This is a genomic window from Peribacillus sp. P4_D6, from assembly GCF_056401795.1.
On record NZ_JBFUIQ010000009.1, the window covers coordinates 59,125 to 81,499 of the forward strand.

Annotated in this window: 20 protein-coding genes and 3 pseudogenes; 8 read left to right on the forward strand and 15 right to left on the reverse strand. The window is 36.2% G+C overall.

The window, feature by feature from the left end; translation table 11 throughout:
• Positions 1-404: 404 nt before the first annotated feature.
• Positions 405-560 carry a hypothetical protein gene (locus tag AC1DVB_RS05480; RefSeq protein WP_477588465.1) on the forward strand — a complete coding sequence of 52 codons (156 nt, stop codon included), beginning with the start codon at positions 405-407 and terminating at the stop codon, positions 558-560.
• A gap of 162 nt (positions 561-722) precedes the next feature.
• Here the strand turns inward: AC1DVB_RS05480 and AC1DVB_RS05485 are convergent, their stop codons facing one another.
• A complete protein-coding gene (locus AC1DVB_RS05485; protein ID WP_239859423.1) occupies positions 723-1,106 on the reverse strand; it encodes a YkvA family protein in 384 nt (127 codons plus the stop codon).
• A 174-nt stretch (positions 1,107-1,280) separates the two neighbouring features.
• Positions 1,281-2,099, reverse strand: a complete 819-nt coding sequence (locus AC1DVB_RS05490; RefSeq protein ID WP_454861808.1) for an alpha/beta fold hydrolase — start codon at positions 2,097-2,099, stop codon at positions 1,281-1,283.
• Positions 2,100-2,373: 274 nt separating this feature from the next.
• Between AC1DVB_RS05490 and AC1DVB_RS05495 the strand changes: the two genes are divergently transcribed.
• A complete protein-coding gene (locus AC1DVB_RS05495) occupies positions 2,374-2,883 on the forward strand; it encodes a DoxX family membrane protein (protein WP_057277111.1) in 510 nt (169 codons plus the stop codon).
• 276 nt (positions 2,884-3,159) lie between these two features.
• Here the strand turns inward: AC1DVB_RS05495 and AC1DVB_RS05500 are convergent, their stop codons facing one another.
• From AC1DVB_RS05500 to AC1DVB_RS05520, 5 genes are all read right to left on the reverse strand, one after another.
• The gene (locus AC1DVB_RS05500) at positions 3,160-3,642 is read right to left on the reverse strand and encodes a DinB family protein (protein WP_057277110.1); all 483 of its coding nucleotides are present in this window, start codon (positions 3,640-3,642) and stop codon (positions 3,160-3,162) included.
• Between the two features lie 441 nt (positions 3,643-4,083).
• Positions 4,084-4,650: a hypothetical protein gene (locus tag AC1DVB_RS05505; RefSeq protein WP_057277109.1), complete on the reverse strand. Its 567-nt coding sequence runs from the start codon at positions 4,648-4,650 to the stop codon at positions 4,084-4,086.
• A gap of 281 nt (positions 4,651-4,931) precedes the next feature.
• Positions 4,932-6,203, reverse strand: a complete 1,272-nt coding sequence (locus AC1DVB_RS05510) for an MFS transporter (protein ID WP_057277108.1) — start codon at positions 6,201-6,203, stop codon at positions 4,932-4,934.
• A gap of 85 nt (positions 6,204-6,288) precedes the next feature.
• Positions 6,289-7,044, reverse strand: a complete 756-nt coding sequence (locus AC1DVB_RS05515) for a class I SAM-dependent methyltransferase (protein WP_477588469.1) — start codon at positions 7,042-7,044, stop codon at positions 6,289-6,291.
• A 103-nt stretch (positions 7,045-7,147) separates the two neighbouring features.
• Positions 7,148-7,444, reverse strand: coding sequence for a TIGR04104 family putative zinc finger protein (locus AC1DVB_RS05520; RefSeq protein ID WP_377331596.1), 297 nt, complete (start codon positions 7,442-7,444; stop codon positions 7,148-7,150).
• Between the two features lie 464 nt (positions 7,445-7,908).
• Here AC1DVB_RS05520 and proC point away from each other — a divergent pair, with 464 nt between their 5' ends.
• The 3 genes from proC (at position 7,909) to AC1DVB_RS05535 (ending at position 12,056) form a co-directional block, all read left to right on the forward strand.
• Complete coding sequence (gene proC, locus AC1DVB_RS05525) at positions 7,909-8,808, forward strand: pyrroline-5-carboxylate reductase (protein WP_477588471.1); 900 nt, start codon at positions 7,909-7,911, stop codon at positions 8,806-8,808.
• Positions 8,809-8,935: 127 nt separating this feature from the next.
• On the forward strand, positions 8,936-9,994 hold the full coding sequence (locus AC1DVB_RS05530) for a YkvI family membrane protein (protein ID WP_239859435.1): 1,059 nt from the start codon (positions 8,936-8,938) through the stop codon (positions 9,992-9,994).
• Between the two features lie 787 nt (positions 9,995-10,781).
• A complete protein-coding gene (locus AC1DVB_RS05535; RefSeq protein WP_477588473.1) occupies positions 10,782-12,056 on the forward strand; it encodes an IS110 family RNA-guided transposase in 1,275 nt (424 codons plus the stop codon).
• A gap of 613 nt (positions 12,057-12,669) precedes the next feature.
• On the opposite strand, the pseudogene AC1DVB_RS05540 reads toward AC1DVB_RS05535, so the two are convergent.
• The 4 genes and pseudogenes from AC1DVB_RS05540 to AC1DVB_RS05555 all read right to left on the reverse strand — a co-directional run.
• Positions 12,670-12,961 (reverse strand): annotated as a pseudogene (locus AC1DVB_RS05540) (hypothetical protein); the annotation flags it as partial.
• Between the two features lie 404 nt (positions 12,962-13,365).
• Positions 13,366-14,475 (reverse strand): Ger(x)C family spore germination protein, encoded by a 1,110-nt coding sequence (locus AC1DVB_RS05545; protein WP_477588475.1) that lies wholly within the window; start codon positions 14,473-14,475, stop codon positions 13,366-13,368.
• The gene (locus AC1DVB_RS05550; RefSeq protein WP_477588477.1) at positions 14,472-15,572 is read right to left on the reverse strand and encodes a GerAB/ArcD/ProY family transporter; all 1,101 of its coding nucleotides are present in this window, start codon (positions 15,570-15,572) and stop codon (positions 14,472-14,474) included. The genes AC1DVB_RS05545 and AC1DVB_RS05550 overlap by 4 nt, the downstream gene beginning before the upstream one ends.
• A gap of 10 nt (positions 15,573-15,582) precedes the next feature.
• A complete protein-coding gene (locus AC1DVB_RS05555; RefSeq protein ID WP_328118561.1) occupies positions 15,583-17,157 on the reverse strand; it encodes a spore germination protein in 1,575 nt (524 codons plus the stop codon).
• A gap of 690 nt (positions 17,158-17,847) precedes the next feature.
• Here AC1DVB_RS05555 and AC1DVB_RS05560 point away from each other — a divergent pair.
• Positions 17,848-18,531: pseudogene (locus AC1DVB_RS05560) on the forward strand (MBL fold metallo-hydrolase).
• 37 nt (positions 18,532-18,568) lie between these two features.
• Positions 18,569-18,757 (forward strand): nuclear transport factor 2-like protein, encoded by a 189-nt coding sequence (locus AC1DVB_RS05565; protein WP_230137276.1) that lies wholly within the window; start codon positions 18,569-18,571, stop codon positions 18,755-18,757.
• 933 nt (positions 18,758-19,690) lie between these two features.
• On the opposite strand, the gene AC1DVB_RS05570 is transcribed toward AC1DVB_RS05565, so the two are convergent.
• The 4 genes and pseudogenes from AC1DVB_RS05570 to AC1DVB_RS05585 all read right to left on the reverse strand — a co-directional run bounded on the left by AC1DVB_RS05570 (position 19,691) and on the right by AC1DVB_RS05585 (position 21,323).
• Positions 19,691-19,897, reverse strand: a complete 207-nt coding sequence (locus tag AC1DVB_RS05570; RefSeq protein ID WP_057277101.1) for a hypothetical protein — start codon at positions 19,895-19,897, stop codon at positions 19,691-19,693.
• Positions 19,898-19,946: 49 nt separating this feature from the next.
• Entirely contained in the window at positions 19,947-20,150 is a 204-nt protein-coding gene (locus tag AC1DVB_RS05575; RefSeq protein ID WP_034306678.1) for a helix-turn-helix transcriptional regulator, read from the reverse strand.
• Between the two features lie 12 nt (positions 20,151-20,162).
• Positions 20,163-20,561, reverse strand: coding sequence for a hypothetical protein (locus tag AC1DVB_RS05580; RefSeq protein WP_057277100.1), 399 nt, complete (start codon positions 20,559-20,561; stop codon positions 20,163-20,165).
• A gap of 193 nt (positions 20,562-20,754) precedes the next feature.
• A pseudogene (locus tag AC1DVB_RS05585) lies at positions 20,755-21,323 on the reverse strand (recombinase family protein).
• A 112-nt stretch (positions 21,324-21,435) separates the two neighbouring features.
• Between AC1DVB_RS05585 and AC1DVB_RS05590 the strand changes: the two are divergent.
• Positions 21,436-21,693 carry a DUF2533 family protein gene (locus tag AC1DVB_RS05590; protein ID WP_057277283.1) on the forward strand — a complete coding sequence of 86 codons (258 nt, stop codon included), beginning with the start codon at positions 21,436-21,438 and terminating at the stop codon, positions 21,691-21,693.
• Positions 21,694-22,375: the final 682 nt, after the last annotated feature.

The window sequence follows — 22,375 nt, forward strand, 5'->3', positions numbered from 1 at the left end:
TACCACAAATTAATGGAGGGAAAATCACTTTTAACAATGATTCCATTGACTATATTAAGATCGCTTTTTAACCATGGCTTTGTTAAAGATTTAATGTTGATTTTTGAACAAATAAAAGAGACCACCTATAAGTGGTCTCAGACTGTAGACAAACTCGRKGAAAATCGAGTTTGTCTATTTTTATGGCTTGTACAATTTGGACGTTGATTGGAACGTAGGGCACTCGCTTTCCGCGGGCGGTCGGCCCTCRGCTTTCGCCTGCGGGGTCTCCCCTAGACGCGCTTTTCCCGCAGGAGTCTCGAACACCCGCTCCAATCAACTTTGTCTTACCTTTTAGATAGAACACTTTTGCCTGGAGTCATTTTTGTTTTAAAATWGAAGTATTAAAACTTGAGGTTATGAGGATGCTTTCTAAACGAGATTTTATTCAGCGAGATCAACTTGAAATGATTACTTTAGATCAACTGGTGCCACCGAACCATTTGTTTCGTAAAATGGAGGCTGCCATTAATTTAAAGAAGATGGCCAATTGRACATGGCGAGGTCCAAAAATGGCCTAACATAKTGSGCTCGTAGAGCCCCACTCTCTTAACTTTAGGCGAAAATTCAAAGGGAATTTCAAAAAGGGTTCAGAATTTTTTAATTCCGAACCCCTTTTGTCTACAAACTGAGACCACCTATAAAGGTCTTCTTTAGTGCATCCTAGTGAAGTAAAGCAACCGTTAGTTCATTAAACGATAAATATATATAATTGCCCATATTATAATTAAGACCCAAATCATTACTATTAGTGAGCCGACTATCCAATTCTTCGGCTTACCCTTTTTCATCATTTCTTCTGCCTTAACTTCACAGTCGGTTAATACACTCTTTGGTATCATCTTTAATGCGATCATTATCCCTATAGGAACGAGAATTACATCGTCTAAGTAGCCAAGAATGGGTATAAAATCAGGTATTATGTCTATCGGACTGAATGCATAAGCCACAACACAAGCCGTAAATACCTTTGCATGCCAAGGCACCCGTTCATCTTTACAAGCAAAGTAAAGGATAAAAATTTGCCGTTTTAGACTCCTCGCCCAAATCTTAATTTTATCAAACATTTTTATCTCCTATAATTAAGCTTTTATTTCCATTATAACAATATAAGATTTACAAAGGATTGTCATTTCACTAACCTCCCCGTTCCATAAGAAATAACCGCCTTCGATCCTATGCTAAAGCAACCGTTAGTTTAAGCACTATTATTTCACAAACTTCAATTACTGCGTTAAGTATTAGTTTTGGAACTCTTCAATTCTATCCAACCATTCATTTAATAGAGTGCTAAAAAGTTGTGGTTGTTCAATTTGTAAATTGTGACCTGCCATATCCAATACAGCAAATGTTCCTCGCGGATACTTGTTTGCTATGTCAAGAGCATCTTTATATCCAACCGAAGAGTCTTGTCTTCCTAACAGGAATACACTCGGTTTAATAAAATCAGACTGGTCAATCTTAAAAGAAAACCCATATTTATTCTTAACCTTATTTAGAAACTTTTCATCTCCAATTTTACAACCACTTAGAATTTCTTTGTTGTACCTTAACCATGTGTACTCATCAAGTATAATGTTGTTATTTCTAAAATCTTCTAATTCACCCTTTGATAGGCTTTCAATAAACTTCTCATCCGTTCTCATTATTTTATGTATCTCAACTGTTCTATTTTCTAGAAGAGGAATAATAAGAGGACATATAAATGCTGCACCAAGTATTTGTTCTTGATGCTTTTCAATAATGCCCCTAGCTATATAGCCACCGTAAGATTCCCCAGCAATTACGTACTCTTGGTTAGGAATTACAGCTTGAATAAACTCTAAAACAGCATCCAGCATTTCATCAGAACTACTTATTTCGTTATATTCTTTTGTTAATCCCATCCCAGGCAGGTCGATATAAATACGTCGCCACCCCTCCCTATTGGTAAATATTGGTTCCATACAACCACTCATTAATCGATGGTCCGGAGAATAACCGTGTATCATTAAAATTGGTTTTCCTTCCCCTAAATCTTCATAATAAATTTCTGCTTGGCGAACTTTGCAATATGCCATATTAATCCTTCTTTCTATAAAAATCATTTTAACTAACAGTACCTATTCTCTTTTTGTTTCTTCAATTCCTTCTTCAACTATCCTCCCTCTATAAACATTGGAGTATCAACGGTTTGCACCACTCGGTATATTAGGGAATATATTTTTTTAACATATTCCATAGTTGTTTGGGCCTTTTTTTACATATTCTTCACATAAATGATAATGAAAATCATTTTCAGTTATGTTATTATATTTCTTATTACTTTTTATTTTGAACTATTGGGGGAAAAACATGATGATTGATGCTCTAAGACAAAACAAAAACATTTCTATACTCTTAGCTGTATTACGTGTATATATCGGATATACGTGGATTATGGCTGGTTGGGGGAAAATAGCAAGTGGACAGTTTGATGCTTCTGGCTTTTTACAGGGTGCGTTGGCCAACGCAACAGGAGAACATCCGGCAGTTCAAGAATGGTGGGTGGTATTTCTAAAAAATATAGCGATTCCTAATATAGAGGTATTTAACCTCTTAGTTCCTTGGGGAGAACTATTAGTAGGTCTAGGTCTATTAATCGGTTGTTTTACAAAAACAGCAGTGTTTTTTGGAATGGCGATGAACTTTTCTTATATGTTTAGTGGTACTACAAGTACAAACCCACAACTTGTTTTATTGTCAATGTTTATCCTAGTTTCTGCTATGAATGCAGGAAGATATGGGGTAGATGGCATAATTATGCCAACTCTTAAAGAAAAACTATTTGCTACCAAAACAAGAGAGATAAAAGATGCTGCTTAGTTTTTTAATACGTAGATTCGAAAGATCGCCAGTATAGGCGGTCTTTTTTGCAATCTTCTTGTTGAACAATCCTGCCCCTTTAGTTCATTAAGAAAAAGCTGCCTTAAAGACAGCTTTTTTCAGCTAACGCACCCGTTACTTTAAATACAATTCTTCACAAACTGATTTTGCTTAACAAAACTGACCAGCAGCAGAACATCGAAAAGGCGATTTCTAATTGAAGGATTTCACTCAATATTTATAGAAACCGACTAAATTAATATCCATTTGAATTATTTATATGGAATGAGAGGAAAGACCCCGACCTATAAGGTTTGCAGAAACAGGCTTTTTCCCTAATTCCCTTGCCCAAATTGATAATTGCCCTATATGGTGAATTTCGTGAGCAATAGTATGTCGCAATATTTCACCCCAAGTATCCGTCACAATTCTTCCATCTTGCAAGGTATCATAAAATAATTGATTTTCCATACTAGCATCCCAGTTGTTCACAAAGTTTTCCACTTCCAAATGAAATTCAGCGTCCAATTTTCGAACTTTGTTCAAGCTTTTATAACTATCAAAACTCTCCTGAAAGTCGGTTTTACCTTGTAAGAGACGTATCCAGCTCCATTCGACATCAACAATATGGAAAAGTGTATGCAATATACTTCCCATTCCACCCGTTCGGTTCCGCAGAAGTTCTTCTTCACTTAACTCTTCACACCAACGATACCAGTCTTCTCTTACCATCCAGTTATATCTAAAAAAAGTTTGCAAAAATGCCCCTCCCCATTTAGAAAATAATTTAACTGTTAAAATACCATTAGCGCGCAATGCCAAACATCGTTAAATATTACTATTTATACAAACATAGGTTGAATTCCTTTTTTCAACAATCCCTGCCCCTATACCAAATTGCTTTGCCTTGGTTCCCAAAATCAAAGCCACTAAAAATCCAATATCAAAATAAAAAATCGATATCCTTAAATCTATATTCGGTATCGATCTGCCGATATAAAAACCAGTATTGCAGCTATAACTAAACAACAGTCAATATCAAAGGTATTGCTTCTTGTTTTTTCAATTTTCTTGTATTTTCCAAAACTTCACCCCTCCCCTCACAATATCAAAATTCACCTAAATGAAAAAGAAACAATTTTTATACTTGGAATAATAAAAATAAAAAGCCCTTCTCACACGAGAGGGGCTTTTTTGTTATTAATATTCACTTACAGAATAGCTTTTGTATGTTAACTTGTTGTTTTCAAAAACCGTATAAAAATCTGTGTCATTAGTGTCACTGTAACGGCTCCAGGTATAATCTTTTTGGGTAATGCCGCCATATGTATATGTTGAATCTAATTTCATATATTCACCTGTGATAGATACCGTTTGATTATAAGTCATTCCTTTTTTTACATTTGTATATTCATTGTAAGTTATACCATTTTTAATAGGAGTAAAGAAATATCCTTTGGCTGTTTTTGTATACTTGACCCACTTTGTTCCTACTTTATCATAATCTACAAATGTTACTGTAGCATATGAAAAGTTTTTATTTGTTGCATATGGAGTTAACGTTACAGCTTTAGTTGTTTTTGCATTAATTGTATTACCTTTATAATCTTGAACCTTATAGGTAGTACCTACTAAGGCGCTCTTATAGAAAGTTGAACCGATCGGCTTTGTTACTGTTGCAGCTTCTCCTTTATTTGCTCCAACTCCTGCCAGTAATCCTAGAGCTAATACTCCTACGGTTAATGCCTTTGCTAGTTTTTTCATCATAATTTCTCCCCCAACCCGTTAGTTCTTATGAATTTATAGTACATTTGTAGTATTCCTATTATTATTATAATCTACAGATTGCTCAACAATCAATGCTGCAATAATTATGAGGTGGTAAACTTTATTCATTTCCCCAATGCTATTGCACAAAACAGAGCAACCCTTCGAGGATGGAGGGGATTTTTTGTTTGGCAAAAAAGGGGCAAACGTTTCAAAATGACCTTCAAAAGCCGTTTCCTGTAGATAGGAAATGACTCTTTTTACTTATTATATGGCTTTTTTTATTTTTCACTTCCCCTAGACCAGATGACCACTGGAATCAATAATAAAGATAATAACCCTCCAATAAATGATAATGCTGTATAACTTGAACCGGCCACAATCATTCCAGATAAGGCTCCACCAGAGGCTCCTGATAATGCAATTAAAACATCCACCGTACCTTGGGTTTTAGCCCGATTCGAAGTGTCGGTTGAATCAACAATAAGAGCCGTCCCACTTATTAAACCGAAATTCCATCCTAATCCAAGTAAAGAAAGGGCAATAACTAGGAGAATCATAGAATCTCCTGGTGCAATCGCCGATATTAAACCGGCCAGAAGCAGCGTAGCTCCAGAGGCAATAGCCATTGCAGTACGGCCAAACTTATCAACAAGGACACCTGTAACCAGTGAAGGAAGATACATGGCAGCTATATGAAATCCTATAACGAGACCTATTTCACCCAAGTCATGTCCATGATGTCTCATATGAACTGGCGTCATGGTCATAATGGCCACCATTACAATTTGAGTAAGAACCATAATTGCCGCACCAACAATAATTCCTCTTTTGTTTACCATTTGTTCAGTATCAGCCGAATATCCCAATCGATTACTTTCTTGTTTGGACGCTTCTATTGTTCTTGCTATAACTAATGGGTCTGGGCGAAGTAAAACGAAAAGGACAAGACCTGCCAAGATAAATGCTGCCGCTGATAAAATGAAAGGACCAGCGAGTGAAGGAACGCCAATAGAAAGAGCAAAATCCCCCATTACATTCACTAAATTCGGACCGGCAACTGCACCAAATGTCGTAAACACCATGGTAATACTGATGGCAGTTGCTCGCTGTTTATTGTTAGCCAAGTCCGTACCAGCGTAGCGAGCTTGTAAATTTGTCGCTGTTCCTGCACCATAGATGAGCAGGGAAGCAAATAAAAGGAAAACGCTATTTATGATGGCTGCCGTTATGACTCCTATCGCTCCAAGCCCACCTATCAAAAAACCAGCTGTTAGACCTGTACGGCGGCCGTAACGTTGAGAAAGTCTCCCCACGATTAAAGCAGCCCCGGCAGATCCTAAAGTAAATAAACCCGATGGAACTCCAGCAAATGCATCTGTGCCAAGCATTTGTTGTGCAAGAAGTGCCCCCACCGTAACTCCAGCCGCTAACCCGGCACCGCCAAAAATTTGTGAAATACTTATAATAATTAATGTACGTTTGTATAACATTTTTTGTTTTTCTTGAGAATCAGCATAACTCTGGTTCATTTGATATGTTTTACTGGACATTTGCTAAGACCTCATTCATCATTCTGTAATTTCCCCCCACCGTGTACACCTTCCTCTAGTTGATTTTATAATATTTTTATAACCTTTACTTTTTTAGTTTAAAAACTATAAAATCAGCACATCTGAAATCTTCTTCAAATGAAGGATATTTTTCTAATATCTCTTTTGATGGCTTAGGTTCTATTATGCTTTCTAAAATAAAACCTGTTTTGATTAAAGTGTTTATATAACTTGTTAATGTTCTATGAAAGAATAGCATTTTTTCTTTATCACCTAAACGTTGTTCATACACACCTTCATAAAAATATTTATCTACGTTCCAATGCAGTTTTTTACCGTCCTTTGTTTTTTCCCAACCACTTTCTGGAGTAACAAAACAAGGATGTAAAATCGAAAATATAAAACAGCCTCCATCTACCAATAGACGATACATTTCCTGAAATGCTTTTTCGTAATCTGCAAGATCTTGAATGACCATATTGGATACTATTAAATCGAAACTTTTGTCCTCTAAACAATTCAAGTCCTCACAATTAGCCTGCCTATAATCAATCAACAAATCATTCCGGGTTCTTTCTTTAGCAATTTCTATCATCCGTGATGAATAATCCACAGCCGTTACAGTCGCTTCGGACCTCGCTAACATTCGACTTAAATACCCCTCACCACACCCGGCATCTAAAACATTTTTATTCCTTACCGTTTTCATAAGTGATAATATAGTTGGATTTAAAAAAACTTCTTTATGAAGATCTCCTTGCTCGGTATGATTTGCAGAATATGTATCCGCGAAACTATCCCACCTTTTAATCGCTTCTTCTGTACCAATATTCTGATTCATGTTAACTTCTCCCTGTTCTTTTGCTTTAAATTCATTCCCCTGCCCTGATAGTTCCAAAAAAAAGCTGCCTTAAAGACAGCTCCGATCTTTTGTTAATGCATGACTACCACATCTTTTCGTCCTTGTTACTTAGCTTATATATAAATGGCATCAAAATAATCACTAAAGCATACGCAACTATTTCAAAAGCTAAGACATAACCTTTAGGTACACCATATGACATTAACGGTACAATCAATAAAGATATAAATATAAATAGGCTTAATAGCATTCTTGTTTTCTTGGAAACGTATTGGGATGAATCACAGGATGAACATCTTAACTTCTTTTTAAAGGTAAACATTTTAAAAAAGGCCTCTATCCAACCCCATTTATTGCCACATTGCTGACAGGTTGGCATATGCAGCAAACTCCTTTCAATTAAATCAATATTACAAATTATATCATTTATTCCTAAACTATCCTGACTAGTTTGTTGTATAAAGAAAAAGCTGCCTTAGAGACAGCTCCGATCTTTTGCTAACACACCCGTTAATTAAGTACAATCCTTCACAAAATAACTTTGGAATAGGAAAAAGAGGTGCCGCAGTTACCTGCATTGTTCAACTCAGCTCCATATAGTTCAATAATTTTATTACGTTTTTCTTCCTAATATATCCGCAAATACCCCGATTACAGCCGATTATCCTTGATTAAATGACCTGACTGGCATGTAAGCCCCAAATGATAACGCTTCCCTTCATTATCTCGGCCTTTTCCTTGTGAATGTCCTCTCTTCCCTTGAATCTAAATCTCAGCATGTTACGATAACAAGGTTAAAAAATACGAACGGAATTACGAACAATGAACTTTTAGGAGGGCATAATGTTGAGAGATAAAACTGTTGCATTTTTAGGAGCCGGTTCGATGGCAGAGTCGATGATTTCAGGAATTGTGCAGATTGGGAGCATACCAGCAGATAGAATTTATGTGACAAATCGCAGCAATCAATTACGACTCGAGGAAATGAATCACGTGTATGGAGTCCATGCGGTCCATCAGGATGCATTGCCATATGAAGAAGTTGATTTTTTCATTTTGGCAATGAAGCCCCAGGGAGCAGCAGATGCTCTTGATGCACTCAAAGATAAAATAAGAGTGGATCAAGTTGTAATTTCTGTTTTAGCGGGCATTTCCACTGAATTCATGGAAAATCATCTACAGCTTGGACAGCAGGTTGTGCGGTTGATGCCGAATACGTCTAGCATGATCCGGGAGTCGGCAACTGCGTTATGTCCGGGAAGATATACAGCCATGGACAATGTGATAGCAGTGAAAGAACTGTTAGGCTGTATGGGAAAAGTGTTCTTAATTGAAGAAGAGCATATGGATATTTTTACAGGAATTGCAGGAAGCGGACCTGCTTACTTCTATTATTTAATGGAGCATATGGAACACGCTGGCGTTAAAAAGGGGATGGATGAAGCGATGGTCCGTGAGATTGTCGCCCAAACGATTTTAGGCGCAGCCAAGATGATTATGGTGAACGACGAGACACCGGCAAGCCTCAGGGAGAAAGTTACTTCACCAAATGGAACGACAGCATCCGGACTTGATGCGTTACGGAAAAATAATGGCGGCAGAGCCATTTCACAGGCGATTCATCATGCAGCGAAACGTTCGAAAGAGCTGAATGAAGAGATGGCAGTAGCGTACGGGAAATCGACTAATCCCCCGAGAGTACTGGGGAACTTCAGTACCATGAAAGGACGGTGTCTAAGTTAATCATCTCCATAAATACACCATGGAGCCTCCTTAGGAAATTATATGTATCAAAAGATGTGGTTATCAAATAACACTCCTATCAAATAGTTAAGAAAAAAATATAAACGTAAGAAAAACGGAGGACAACATGAAGAGAATCCTTAAGATCGCTAGCGCTTTTATCGGAATTCTAGTCGGAGCAGGGTTCGCCTCAGGACAAGAAACCATGCTTTATTTTGTAAGCTTCGGGAACTTGGGCACAATTGGAGCTATCATTTCAGTCGCTATTTTTGCATACCTTGGAATGATTCTGATGAAGCTTGGCAGTCGTACACAAACAGATTCGCATCAGGAAGTGATTTATAAGATTTGTGGTCGCTTTCTCGGCTGTATCATTGATTATGTTCTGAATGCCATCCTATTTGGTATAGGAATTGTCATGATTGCGGGGTCAGGCTCGATCTTTGATCAGCAATTCGGATTACCTTCCTTTATAGGAACCATTCTTATGACTGTTCTTGTTATGATAACAGTTATGCTGAAAGTCGACCGTGTGATTAAGGTAATTGCATCCGTCACACCATTTCTGATTCTTGTCGTACTTTTTCTATTCATTTATAGTATGTTTACAATGAATTCATCGTTTACGTCACTAGAACCACATGCGCTGGAACAAAATTCAGCTGCGGGACATTGGCTTATATCTGCAATAAACTATATTTCAATAACCATTGCAATGGGGGCTTCCATGACACTTGTTATGGGTGGAAATGAACCCGATGAAAGAATATCATCCATTGGAGGGCTTACAGGAGGGATCGTTTTAGGTCTACTTCTTATAATTAGTCACCTTACTATTTTCTCAAATATTAATACTGTATCGGACTTGGATATGCCCATGCTGGGAATCGCCAACAGTATTTCACCTCTCCTAGGTATTCTGTACTCTCTCGTTCTGTTCGCTATGATTTTCAATACGGCAGTCAGCATGTTCTACTCATTTGGAACACGCTTTTCAGATCCGCAGACCACAAAATTTAAAGTGATTGTTATTTCATCACTGTTGATAGGATTTATAGCAAGCTTCTTTGGCTTCACTAAACTTGTTTCCTCTCTCTATCCAATCTTTGGCTATATGGGAATTGTCCTTATTATCGTTCTCATCATTACTCCATTCCGAATGAGTCGATTAACGAAAGAAAATTAAATTACGGATTGTTTAACCGGCCTTTCTACTCATGTGTAGAAAGGTTTTTTTGAGGTAATTCTTGTATTACCTCTCTTGTTTTATCAATATATAATTCTTCCTTATTCGCGAGGTATGATAACCTCTGATAAAAACATTTTTTAAATTAAAATTGTTTGTCGCTGTTCTGATGGCATCTTGCTAACCAATCATCCCAGAAATCCGATTCTTAAAAAAAATCACTTTACCTTCTTGCAAAGGGATTTCTTCTTCATATTTTGGGAAAATGAAGGTTGTATGAAAAACAATAGAATAAAGGTAATCGTATATCACGGAAAATCGCTGACCAATTAGAAAAGATAAATTAGGAAGATGCAATTGGAATTGGAAGTAGTGCAAGAAACCCCTACATAAGAAGTACGGCAGGCATATAAAAACAAGTTAAGCTATGTTTTTTCTTGTTGAACTCCCATGAAAATTTAAAAAGCTCAAAATCTAGAAAAGACCACAAAAAATAGAGCCAGTAAAAACGCTTTTTTAAAAGGCTGAGCCTTATGAGTAATCTGATTGAGTTTGGTCAATCGTTAAACAAAAACCTCCAATCATAGCATATTAAGTAGAGGCTAGCGCGACGACAAAAAAAGGATTAATCTCCCATGAGTGCTACCCATAAAGGGCGCGACAAAACTAACGGGACAGGTTAGCATTCCTGTAGTTCGTTATTTTTCAGCTTTGAAAAAAATAGGGCTCCTCAGTAAGATATGAGTAAGACACCACTCTAACTCAGATTCTTAGGAGGAACCCTAATATGAAGTTTAAAATGCAAGATAAACAAAATCAACTAATAGAAAGAATTTCCGATAAACACCTTGTTGTTGGAGTGGATATTGCCCAACAATTACATGTGGCTAGAGCAGTGAATTTCCGTGGAATTGTAGTCGGAGATCCACTTACATTTGAAAATAATGAAGATGGATTTGCTAGTTTATTAAAATGGATGGATAAGCTTCAAAGATTAAATAAACTGGAGGTAGCGATCGTGGGAATGGAACCTACAGGACATTACTGGATTAATCTTTCAAAATGGCTGTTTAAACAAGGAATTGAGGTAGTAACGGTAAACCCTCACTTAGTAAAAAGGAATAAAGAAAACCGTGACAATACTCAGTCGAAAAGTGATAAGAAAGATGCCTTGGTCATCGCTGATATGGTGAAGAACGGTTACTACGCCTTTGTCAGGAACACTTCAGAATCATTTGAAATACTTAGGGTCCTTATGTCTAACCGTGATGTGGTAGTTAAACGACTCGTTAGCACGATTAATCAATTAAACCGTTGGGTGGATATCGTCTTTCCCGAACTCAGGCAAGTATTTAAAGACATTACTGCTAAAGGGGCAATCGCCACACTTCGTTTATTTCCATCTCCAATGGAACTGCGTTCCCTGAAACCTGATGATGTTGTTTCAGGATGGAAATCAATAATGAAGAGGCAGCCTGGATTAAAGAAAGCTCAATTACTTCTTCAGTTAGCTAAGAAATCTGTCGGCACAAGACAAGCACTTGAAGCGTATAAATTTCATTTGGAACAATTATTAGAGGAGTATGATCTCGCAGTCTTACAACTCGAAAGAGTGGAACAAGAGGTTAAGGATGTATTAAAACAAATACCTTTTGCCAAGAAGCTGCTTGCCATTAAGGGAATTAGTGAAATTTCTTTAGCCGGAATATTAGGTGAAGCAGGAGATCTAAGTGGTTTTTCACACGGTAATTCTTTACTTCGGCACGCTGGGTTGCATCTGGCTGAAGCAAGCTCTGGTAAGTGGAAAGGTCAAATTATCATCTCTAAGAGAGGGAGATCCAGGCTAAGACGTTTCCTTTACTTAGCCACCATGAGCCTTGTGATGAATAACACGGAATTTCGAGCTATTCACTCCCATAATGTTAAGGTTAAAAAAATGAAGAAAATGAAATCTATTATGAAATTGGTAGGTAAGCTAGCCAGGATATTTGTTGGAATAGCACGCAGAAACGAGGCTTATTGTGCAGATAAAGTTCAACCTATTACTGAACTGGTTGCGTAGTTTTAAAGGGGATTTTTTAATTAGGTTCTCGAAGAGAACCTTCATAAACTAATTTTCATAGACTATTTCTTTTTACGAATGCTGACTTATTCGTAGGATTTCAAATATGTACGGAGTACCAGATTTCTTAAACAAAAGGGCACTGACCCATCAGGTTAGCATAACTGGCCTCCACCCCTTGGATAGGCATGACGAAGGAATTATAGGGCAATTGACCCGTTGAGACATGGGAGGGAAAGCCTCCAGGGGCGGTGTGGAGAATGTGCATTATATGGTAAAATGTGGGTTATTGTACAACTCCTTTATTTAACTATGTCTTCACGAAATCTCCATGTCCTTAAATCACTCCATTTAAACGTGACCTTACAATCAAGGGTTATGAAATCCTGCGAATAAGTGAGCATTCGAGAGATATTCGCATCAAACTGAGGGAGTTTAACAAACAGTTAGAGTCCAATATGTGATCCAACCTAATGCACTAAACCTGCTTTTTTTGATTGAATGATTGATTTAATTTTTAAGGGCACATTTTAATATAATGTTGTTTGATTTTTAAAATAATAATAATATATATTTTTTAAAAATCAAAATATATTTTAAATAAAACAACAGATTAACCCAAAAAATATTGAGCGATGATGTTGATTTTTATTATTTTTGACTTATTTATGGCCAAAAAAAGACTATTTCTCGCCTCATCGAGCTTAGCATTTGTATATAACGTATCGATATCATCAAAACTTCCGCTTTTATAAAACTTCGTTAAGTTAAACTGTGATTAACGGCAGGAATCGAGTTTGTTAAGATAGTTAAGTTTTTTTATCATGTATATAGTCCAATATCTACATGGTGGTCGTTCCAATTTCAATTGCGATAATATCATTATCTTCTACCAATTTACTTGCCGTAAATGTACGGTTATTTCTAGAAGCATTTCCTTCCATTACTTACTTATCAAGTTGCATTTCTTTTTTCAATCGGTCCACAAAATGATCATTGATATAATCCCGAATAAAATTATCCTTTTTCTCCAAATTGATGTCTTTTCAAAAAAACCACCCTCTTAAAGCGTTGATTCTCAGGCAAGTTTGTCCATACCTGGTTCGCTTTCTCTTCCAGTGAACTTTCAATCTTTCTCTAGATCACCATCGCTTGAAAGCTTTGGTTCTTTCTTTCTTTCTTTCTTCTTTTACCTGGAATCTGTTATTTTTGATTACACAAAATAAGCTTGCAGATTTAATCCCTAAAAGGGACCTTTTCCTATAAACCGGGATCGGTTCTCTGCATCCCCATTATGAAAGCTTTTGTCCTATTGATGATTCGATGATCCTATGCCCTTAATTTTTGTTTTTACATGTATGTTTATTTTTGATTTTGCCAGAGTGTTCCCCCAGTCTTCTTGTACTTTTTTCCATTCTTGATAAGTGTAAGCTCTTGCATACAGACCAAGCCCTAAAGGATCAATTTGAGACTTTTGTATTTTTTGAATTAATTGATTGGTTTCATTCTCAAGCTCATTTGTAATGCTTTTTTCAAGCTTTGCATAATCTTTTTGGACATCGAATGGAAAGAGTTGTTCGGATATCGAGATTTGTAAATCTACATTAATATCAAATACAAAGCGTCCATTGAACTTTACTTTCTTCTTTACTTTCAAATCTGAAATGGAGAAGCTGATGTATGGTTTGCCTCTACTGGCGGATTCCAAAGAAACCGGAATAGTTATGGAATAATCACCTTTTTGTTTACCTTCTAAAATATTTAATAATTGATTTTCTTCAGGTGTTATTGTTATTTTATACTGGCCGGACTGAGCCAGCAGTGCGGAACCTGTTAGCTCGATTCTTTTTTTCTTTTTGATTTGGGTGATCCACGCCGTTCTCCCTTTGTCCTTCATTTGTCTGTGAAAATCCTGGAGGGTCGTTTCTTTCACAATATTCCTCTTGGCGGCAGCATCAATTAAACTTGTTAAATATAGAGATAGTCGTGGTTTATCTGTTGGTTTATTGAATATAACATCTGCAACAGATCCATCTACAGCGACAACACGCGCGGTTACTGTATTTTTAGGATCTCTGAAGAAAGGATCGAGATAGTCAAACCAATCCTTCTTTTTAAGCAATCGTTTTCCCACCAAAAACAATTCAGTTTTACTTCCTGATGTTAATCCTATTACCCTCGCATCAAATTTTTCTCTTGAATGTCGGAGGGTGTATGATTTAACTTCATACACTTCTTCCTTTTCTTTTGCCTCTTTACTGAATATCGGGCTTGACATATACACTAATAAATTATCCTCTTCATCTAAATCGAGGCCTAAAATAAGTGAGATGCTAACTTCCTCTATTGGTGTAGCATCCATACACCCAGAGAGTATCATTACAAGGATTAAAAGACACAATCCTATTTTTCGACTCATGAAAATCTCCTCCGTGAAAATTTCTCATATCCCCAACTGTAAATCCATAAAAAAACGGGAAACACATATGCTACCGCAATCCCGGCATTCGAAGCCCATTTTTGCCAAGTTGTAACTTGCATCCATGTTGGTTGAACAAAAAATGTGCCCACGACGAGTAAACCTAACAAAACGGGCACATATAAACTATGATCCTGCTTATTCATTAATTGACTGAAGCTAAAGACCGTACAGTACATGTACAAGATCCAGGATCTTGAGGAAAAAAGGATCAAAATATTCAATATAACCACGTCAAGACGCTCAATAAACGGGAATTTAATCACTTTGAGCATACTTAGGACAGGCTGATTAAAATCGGTAATGCTATCCGGACTAAAGAACACAAAACAGCTAATGGTTACAAAGAGATAAAAGAACATCGATAGGGTGTTGGCAATAATAATTCCATGAATGGCATATTGCTTTTTCTTTAAGAAAGGATAAAAGAAAAAGACAAGCTCAAACCCTAGGAACGAATAAATGACCGGCGGCAGGGTAGCTGAAATTGACTTCCAACCAACTTTAAACAATGGAAGTAAATTCAAGAAACTTCCATCTTTTAATGGAAACAAAAGAACTACCGGGAGCCACATCGTCATATAGAAAATCAATTCATTGTATCTTCCAATAACACGGAGACCATTCCTGACTATAAATAATACCGGGATTGAAAATAACAACACAATTAAGTAATCAGGTGTATTGGGAAGAAACCATGCTTTTATATAAAGAAAAGTGTTAATAAATATGATCAAAGAAAAGCTTAAAGTGTATCCAAGAATAATGAAAATAGCCACTTTACCTAGTATTTTTCCGAAAAATCGGATAAGAAGATCGTAAAGCGTGTCATTTGGGTACTTCTCAGCCGTTTTCACCATAATAATACTGGCAGCAACACTTAATATCCAACCAATGATGAGGCCCATCCAGCCGTCTGTTCCACCCTTTTCGGCAACAACTCTAGGAAGCGACAAAAAACCGACCCCCATTTGGGTCCCAACAATTAAAAAAATATATTGCAGGATGGTGATTTCATTATGAGTGTATTTTTTCATTTTCCTCACCTTATCTTTTAGGCTTTCCCTGACGATTGGATTGAATGGTCCTTACACTTTTTGGTCTTGTAATCATTTTCCATAAGGGAAAACGAATAAATGAGTCCTTCATATCAGCAAACCGGAAAGGAGCTAATGGGCTTGCATACGGAGTTCCCAGCGATTCAAGACTAATTAAATGCGCAATCAACGTCATGGCACCAATCATGATTCCGGTACTTCCAAACATGACTGCTAATAACATCATTGGAAATCGCAGCATTCGGATAGCCGTCCCCATGTCATAACTTGGAATGATAAATGAGCCGATTGCCGTTGCAGAAACGATAATCACCATAATATTGCTTACTATACCTGCCTGAACAGCTGCCTGTCCGATCACAATTCCTCCCACAATACCAACCGTTTGACCTATTGGAGCCGGAAGACGAACGCCTGCTTCTCTCATCATTTCAATGGTAACCTCCATCAGAAGTGCTTCTATGATTGGTGGAAAGGGCACAACCACCCGTGATTCGGCTATGGATAAAAAAAGCTTTAACGGAATGACTTCATAATTATAGGATATAATGGCTACATATGTTGAAGGTAGAAATAATGTGATCATAAAAGCGAAAAAGCGCAGCAATCGTATCAATGATGCAGCTAACCAGCGTGTGCTGTAATCATCAATACTCTGAAGAAAAGACATTACTGTTACCGGAGCAATTAAAACAGATGGCGAACGATCGACGATAACGGCAAATCGACCTTGAAGAATTTGTGAAGCTGCTGCGTCCGGCCTTTCGGTTAATATAAACTGAGGAAACGGGGAATATGGGTTATCTTCAATGAGTTCAGATAGTTCACCAGTATTAATTATCACGTCCATTTGAATTTGTTTGATTCTGTCTTCAAGTTCCTGCAGTACTTCTTCACTAGCAACATCTCCCAAATAAACGATAAAGACCTTTGACTTTCCGCGAACACCTACTGTAAGTTCCTTTATGATCAATTCTCGGTTAGGAATATACCTTCGCAACATTGCTACATTCTGACTTCCGGTCTCTACAAATCCCTGGTGGGCACCTTTCAGTGATGTTTCTAACTTCGGATCGTCAATCGCTCTTTGAGGCCATCCTTTTGTATCCAAAAGAAATGCTTTAGTTTCCCCTTGGATGAATAAGGCACTGTCACCTGCAAAAAGTGCATGTTCAATGGATTTCCATGAATGGACGTCTTCAACATCCCCTACAGTTGTAGGCAATCCCTTCTTTGGGTCGAAAGAGGATTGCATCAGGGCACTTAGAACGTTATTGCTTATTGAATTTTTATCTGTTAAACCATCTACGTATACTAGAACTGCCTTTGTTCCCTTTCCGGCGAATTCGAAGTGGCGAATCACCAAATCCGGAGCATGGTGAAACATCTGCTGAAGTACTTGTATATTCATCGATAAATCAGGATACAGCGGATAATGATCTATCGAACTAAGTTTTTCTGAATAAACATTTTGGTTTGTTTGCTGGTATTTTGAATAACGTTTCCTTTTAAATAAACCGGAGAAAAAAATATGAAACGCCCCCCTTTCTCTCAGATTTATCATTTCTCGCATAAGAAGAAATATACTCTATGCTGTAAAAAATAAACTAAGATGCTGCAGAAGGAGACGATCACCCTCTTTACGACCTATACCTGCCGTGCCAACTCTCTCTCTTATTTGTCCTCAATACATCACAAAAGCCATTAAAGAGAGTGGATTGCCTTTTTTGAAGTTTCGTTCCTCTTCCATTGGTCCTCATACATTCAGGCATGCTTTTTCCATCATTTCTCACTTAAATGGAGTTATGTTTATCAGATTATGAAGAGTTTTGGCCACGAGCAGCTATCCACAACAGAAATTTATTTTTGAAAAGGTTTTCGAAAAAGAACGCCATGCGATTCTTTTGTGGAAAACAGATGTGGGGAGTATATATAAATAGAACTAAGTCGTCCTATTCAAAGTTTTTGCTGAATTTTTGGATTCTAATTGACTTAAAAGACCATTTCTAAAATGGTTTAAAGATTGAAGATATGAAAAAAGGTCGAGATTTTAATAAAAGATATTTCCACACCTACATCTAATTCATGTATGTTTACTTACCTCCCTCTTTTTGAATACCTTAGATAGGCATGACGAAGGAATGATAGGGCATGGGAGGGAAAGCCTCCAGGGGCGGCGTTGGAAAATGTTTATAACATGGTAAAAAATGGAGTTGAATTGTTCTTTTATTTCAAGATACCTTAAAAAGGGACTATGCCGCCTTATGGAACTGGTGTTGGTTTACCCCCTGCGCCAAGAGAAGACCAAAATAATCCTTTGGTAAGCTTACCGACATCCATTGACGATATTATATCTAATATTGATGCTGTCATTGTCACTCATCTGCATACTGACCATTGGGATGAGGCTGCTAAAGAAGCATTGCCCAAAAGATATTAAAATTTTCGCTCAAAATGATAACGATGCGACAGAAATTAGAAGCGCTGGTTTCAAAAATATTTTAAAAGAGAATACAGTTTTTGAAGGGATTCAATTGATTAAAACAAAAGGCGAGCATGGCAGAGGCGAAATCTTACAGCATGCTGGTCAAGTGTGTGGCGTTATCTTCAAACACTCAAAGGAGAAAACACTATATTTTACTGGTGATACAGTATGGTATGAAGCAGTTCAAGAAACCATTGATACACATAAACCGGAAATCATTGTGGTTAATGCGAGATAATCAATTCCTTGTGGGTGGTTCTCTTATCATGGGGAAAGAAGATTTATATGAATTGTACAAGGCTGGCTGCCCCTGATGCAAAAATCATTGCTGTTCACATGGAGGCTGTAAACCATTGGGGACTATCTAGAGAAGAATTAAAAAGCTTTATTAACGAAAAAGGAATCTCGTCTAATGTGTCAGTCTCTGATGGTGGAAAATCTTATTCATTTTAAGGTGTAAACCGTGTAAGAAACTTAAGGAGGATTATTGATGTCAGTTGAAGCAAACAAAGACTTAGTTCTCCGTTTTTTTGAAACGATTGAAGAAGAGAATTATGATGAACTTAAAGATTTCTGCCATCAAGACTTTGTGTTTTATCCGCAACTTGATAAGCCATATCCTGGTGTGGAAGGTCTTAAAAAAGGGCTTCATATAAGGCTTTTGCCAAGCTTTCATTAAATAATATTAAATGAGGCAAATAAAAGAAGAGGACAAAATCACCTTTCGTTTTGCCCATTTTTACTATACTTAACATCAATTTAAAGATAAAATAATCCCTTTTTGGCTTTTCAGCTGTCAAATTTATTTAAACATTTCTTCTTTCTTTATATGAAGATAAAGATCTTTCTATTTATTTCGTAAGAAAAATTATAAAAAGGAGACTTAATAAGTAGAATAAAAAAAGTCACTTATTTATAAAGGGTTCCGGTTTGAAGTGCATTTCCGAAATTACGAACCAAAATGACAGATGTTTTGCTTTTTTATAGAGCTATCCGGTTCCTTATGCAACTAAACTACCCCGTTACTTGAAGAAGAACATGTATATAAAACTACCACAGTGCATTTCCCAACAAAATCATGCCATTAAATCCATATACAACAGTAACTCCCAAACCATACAAAAATAAGTTATCCTTTTTAAAAAGTCTGATCAGTTCAAAGAAAGAAATGACAATCCGTATAACCAACAACAGTCCAAATATACTTAATAATGACATTCCAATATAAATCCACAAAAATGACCTCAATATCAATGTAAAGAATAAAATGTAATAACGATGAACAGTAGGTGCCAAAGAAGAATCCACAGACGTTATCCATTTTATAAAATACTGGATAAATAACCTACATGAAAAAATAGGATGTAACCACACAAATATAAAATCTGATTCTTCGTCCTTTCCAAATTTCATTTTAATTATATTTGATTCGCTTTTCTTCTTTTTCTTCCTTTTCATCTTCAACAACCAATCTAATAGTCATAGTATAATTCGGTAGTTGCAAAAAGAAAAAGCTGCCTAGAGACAGCTCCGATCTTCAGATAAAGAACCCGTTTGTTTAAGTGATTTTATTCACAACATTTCAGTGTAAAAATAAAATTCTTATTTATTACTACTTTACAAAAAATGCAATAACTCCTAGGATTATGCACAAAACCCCACCCGAAAATTGTCCTAATCCTGATGCTTCTCCCATTAGTAATAAATTAAATATATTCTTACTTTTTTGATTTTTTCCGAATAAACCATCGTCAGTTTTCATACGATAAATACCCCAAACTATTAAAACTGCCCCAAAAATAAATAATATAATCTGCATTTAAAATCCTCCGTTGTTTGGTTTAATATGTGCATCTTTTTAAAATGGATTATTTGTCATCCTCATCAAAAATAAAAGTTTCTTCAATTGATAAATTAAAAACTGAAGCTATTTTATACGCAAGTAGCACAGATGGATTATACTGTTGTTTTTCTAATGAGATGATTGTTCTAGAAGATACACTTACTTTATCAGCTAATTCTTGTTGTGTTATTTCATGTTCTATTCGTAATTCTTTTACTCTATTTTTCATAAATCCCCCTAATTAAAGGACATGATTATAATATTTTCTAGCCCAAAATTCACTAATTATTAATGATACTAAGACAACAAACAATACAGTATTTGTTGCGATTACCACAAAATTAGTTAAAAACATAAGAATAAAGATTTCGTATATCAGAATTTGCAAAGAAAAGCGAGCAACTTTTCCATCAATTAAAGCGTCTCTTTCATCATATTCCTTTGCTAATTCCTTTTCTAGAGATTTATTCTTTCGGGATTTAATATAAGAAATTGTTGAGGAAACCAAGATTATTCCCCCTAAGAATAATATGAAATACCCAAAATTAAATCCTACTGATTTATCGAGAGTTATTTGAATGATTCCCAATACAATTATCAAAATTGAAACAAAAAAGCGCTGTTTGAATAGATTTTTCAAACATACCTCTCCTAACCAATTTAAATTCTCCTGAAGTGAAGTTTATTTCACGTGAAGTTCTCTTCACATGAAGTTGACTTCATGTTAATCATTCTCAAAGCAAAAGTCAATAAGTAAATGTTGATTATAAATCATTTTAGTTTTCATTGTGTTGAACTAACCTGCCCCTTTAGTTCATTAAGAAAAAAGACGATTAGCTATTGTTAGTCATCTCTTTCACTTTAGCATAAATAGTGGAACGTGGGACTCCTGTCATTTGGGCTATATCATTAACGCTTAAACCGTTAGATTCTCTTTCATCATACAGCCTTAAAGCCTTCTTAACGTCCTTCTCGTCCTTTCCTTTACGTCCCATATGGAGTTCCTTTAGCTTTTGCCCTTTCACGTCCCTCAGTGTCCTATCTTTGATTAAATCACGTTCAAACTCAGCCCCCAGCATAGTAAACATTAGCTTTCCAGATGGTGTACTAAAATCAATCTGTTCTTTGATGAATACTAAAGCTATTCTCCGTTCTCTAGTTCCTTAGCAATCTTTTGTAAATCAAATGTACTCCTAGCTAGTCTGTCTATTTTGTAAACAACCAGCTTGTCTCCTTCCCTTAAAAAGTCTAACGCCTTAATCAGTTCCTCACGATCACTTTTAGCACCACTTTGTTTCTCCATGAATATCTTCTCACAGCCATATTCTTTTAACTTCTCTTCCTGTAAATCTAATGATTGATCAATGGTACTTACTCGTCCGTATTCATAATCACATCCGATGCGTGAAACAACTACCTTTTGGATTTATCTTTTATAGTTTTTACTATTGCTAAAAAAATGATGATGTTAATATAGAAGTAGCTATTAGAAAAAATTATAGGAGTGAAGGACAATGAGTGTACATAAAGCCCTTACGTTACATGCTCAAAAACAAAATCAACTTTTTACTAAATTTTCCCTATTAGACCAACAACGTGAAGATTATATTCAAGGAGCTATAGAATTATGTAAGGCTGAAAAGGATTTTACAACAGACCATATTAATCAAATCACTATGCAAATCAATGTTCTTGCAAACCAAAGGCTAATACCTACTCGTAAATTAGTTACCCCAGAAATGGTTCATTCATATGTGGAGTCATTAAAGTAAAATAATTCACTGATCTCTTAGTCGTAAGAAAAAGCACCGAATATCGGTGTTAACCCTCGACCTCCTGACACTCATTTTATAGATGAGTGTTTTTTTATGCTAAAATCTCCAAAAATACTCGTTAGTTCTACAAAAAGAAAAATATAGAAAGCTAGTTTACCTTTATCCTGCATATATTCAAATATGGACAAGATAAAGGGTGAATAATTGATGACTAAACAAACTCTTTTTAAAGGAACTATGATTTTAACAGTTGCCGCATTCATTACAAAGATATTGGGATTCGCTAACTTTCCTAAAAAGATGAAAAAAACACATATATATTTATTACACAGTACGAATACACTACGCTTATAGAACTAACCTCCCTCTATAAACATTGATGTATCAACGGTTTGCACCACTCGGTATATTAGGGAATTTATTTTTTTAWTCTACTTTTAAACAGAGTATTGAAATTCTGGTTTTTATTAGTAAATTGAGCGTACGCTTCGCTAAAACTAATGGAAATCATTAGCTATTTTCTCCACTATGTGATGCACAATAGATCTCTGCGAAACTTATGATGACGTACCCTCCCATGTCTCTTAGCGTCATTTGCGCTTACATTCCTTCGTTCGGTCTATTCATAAGGCAGAGGCCTGCTAAGCTGCCCCGGGGACTCTTGGTCTTAGTTTAGTAA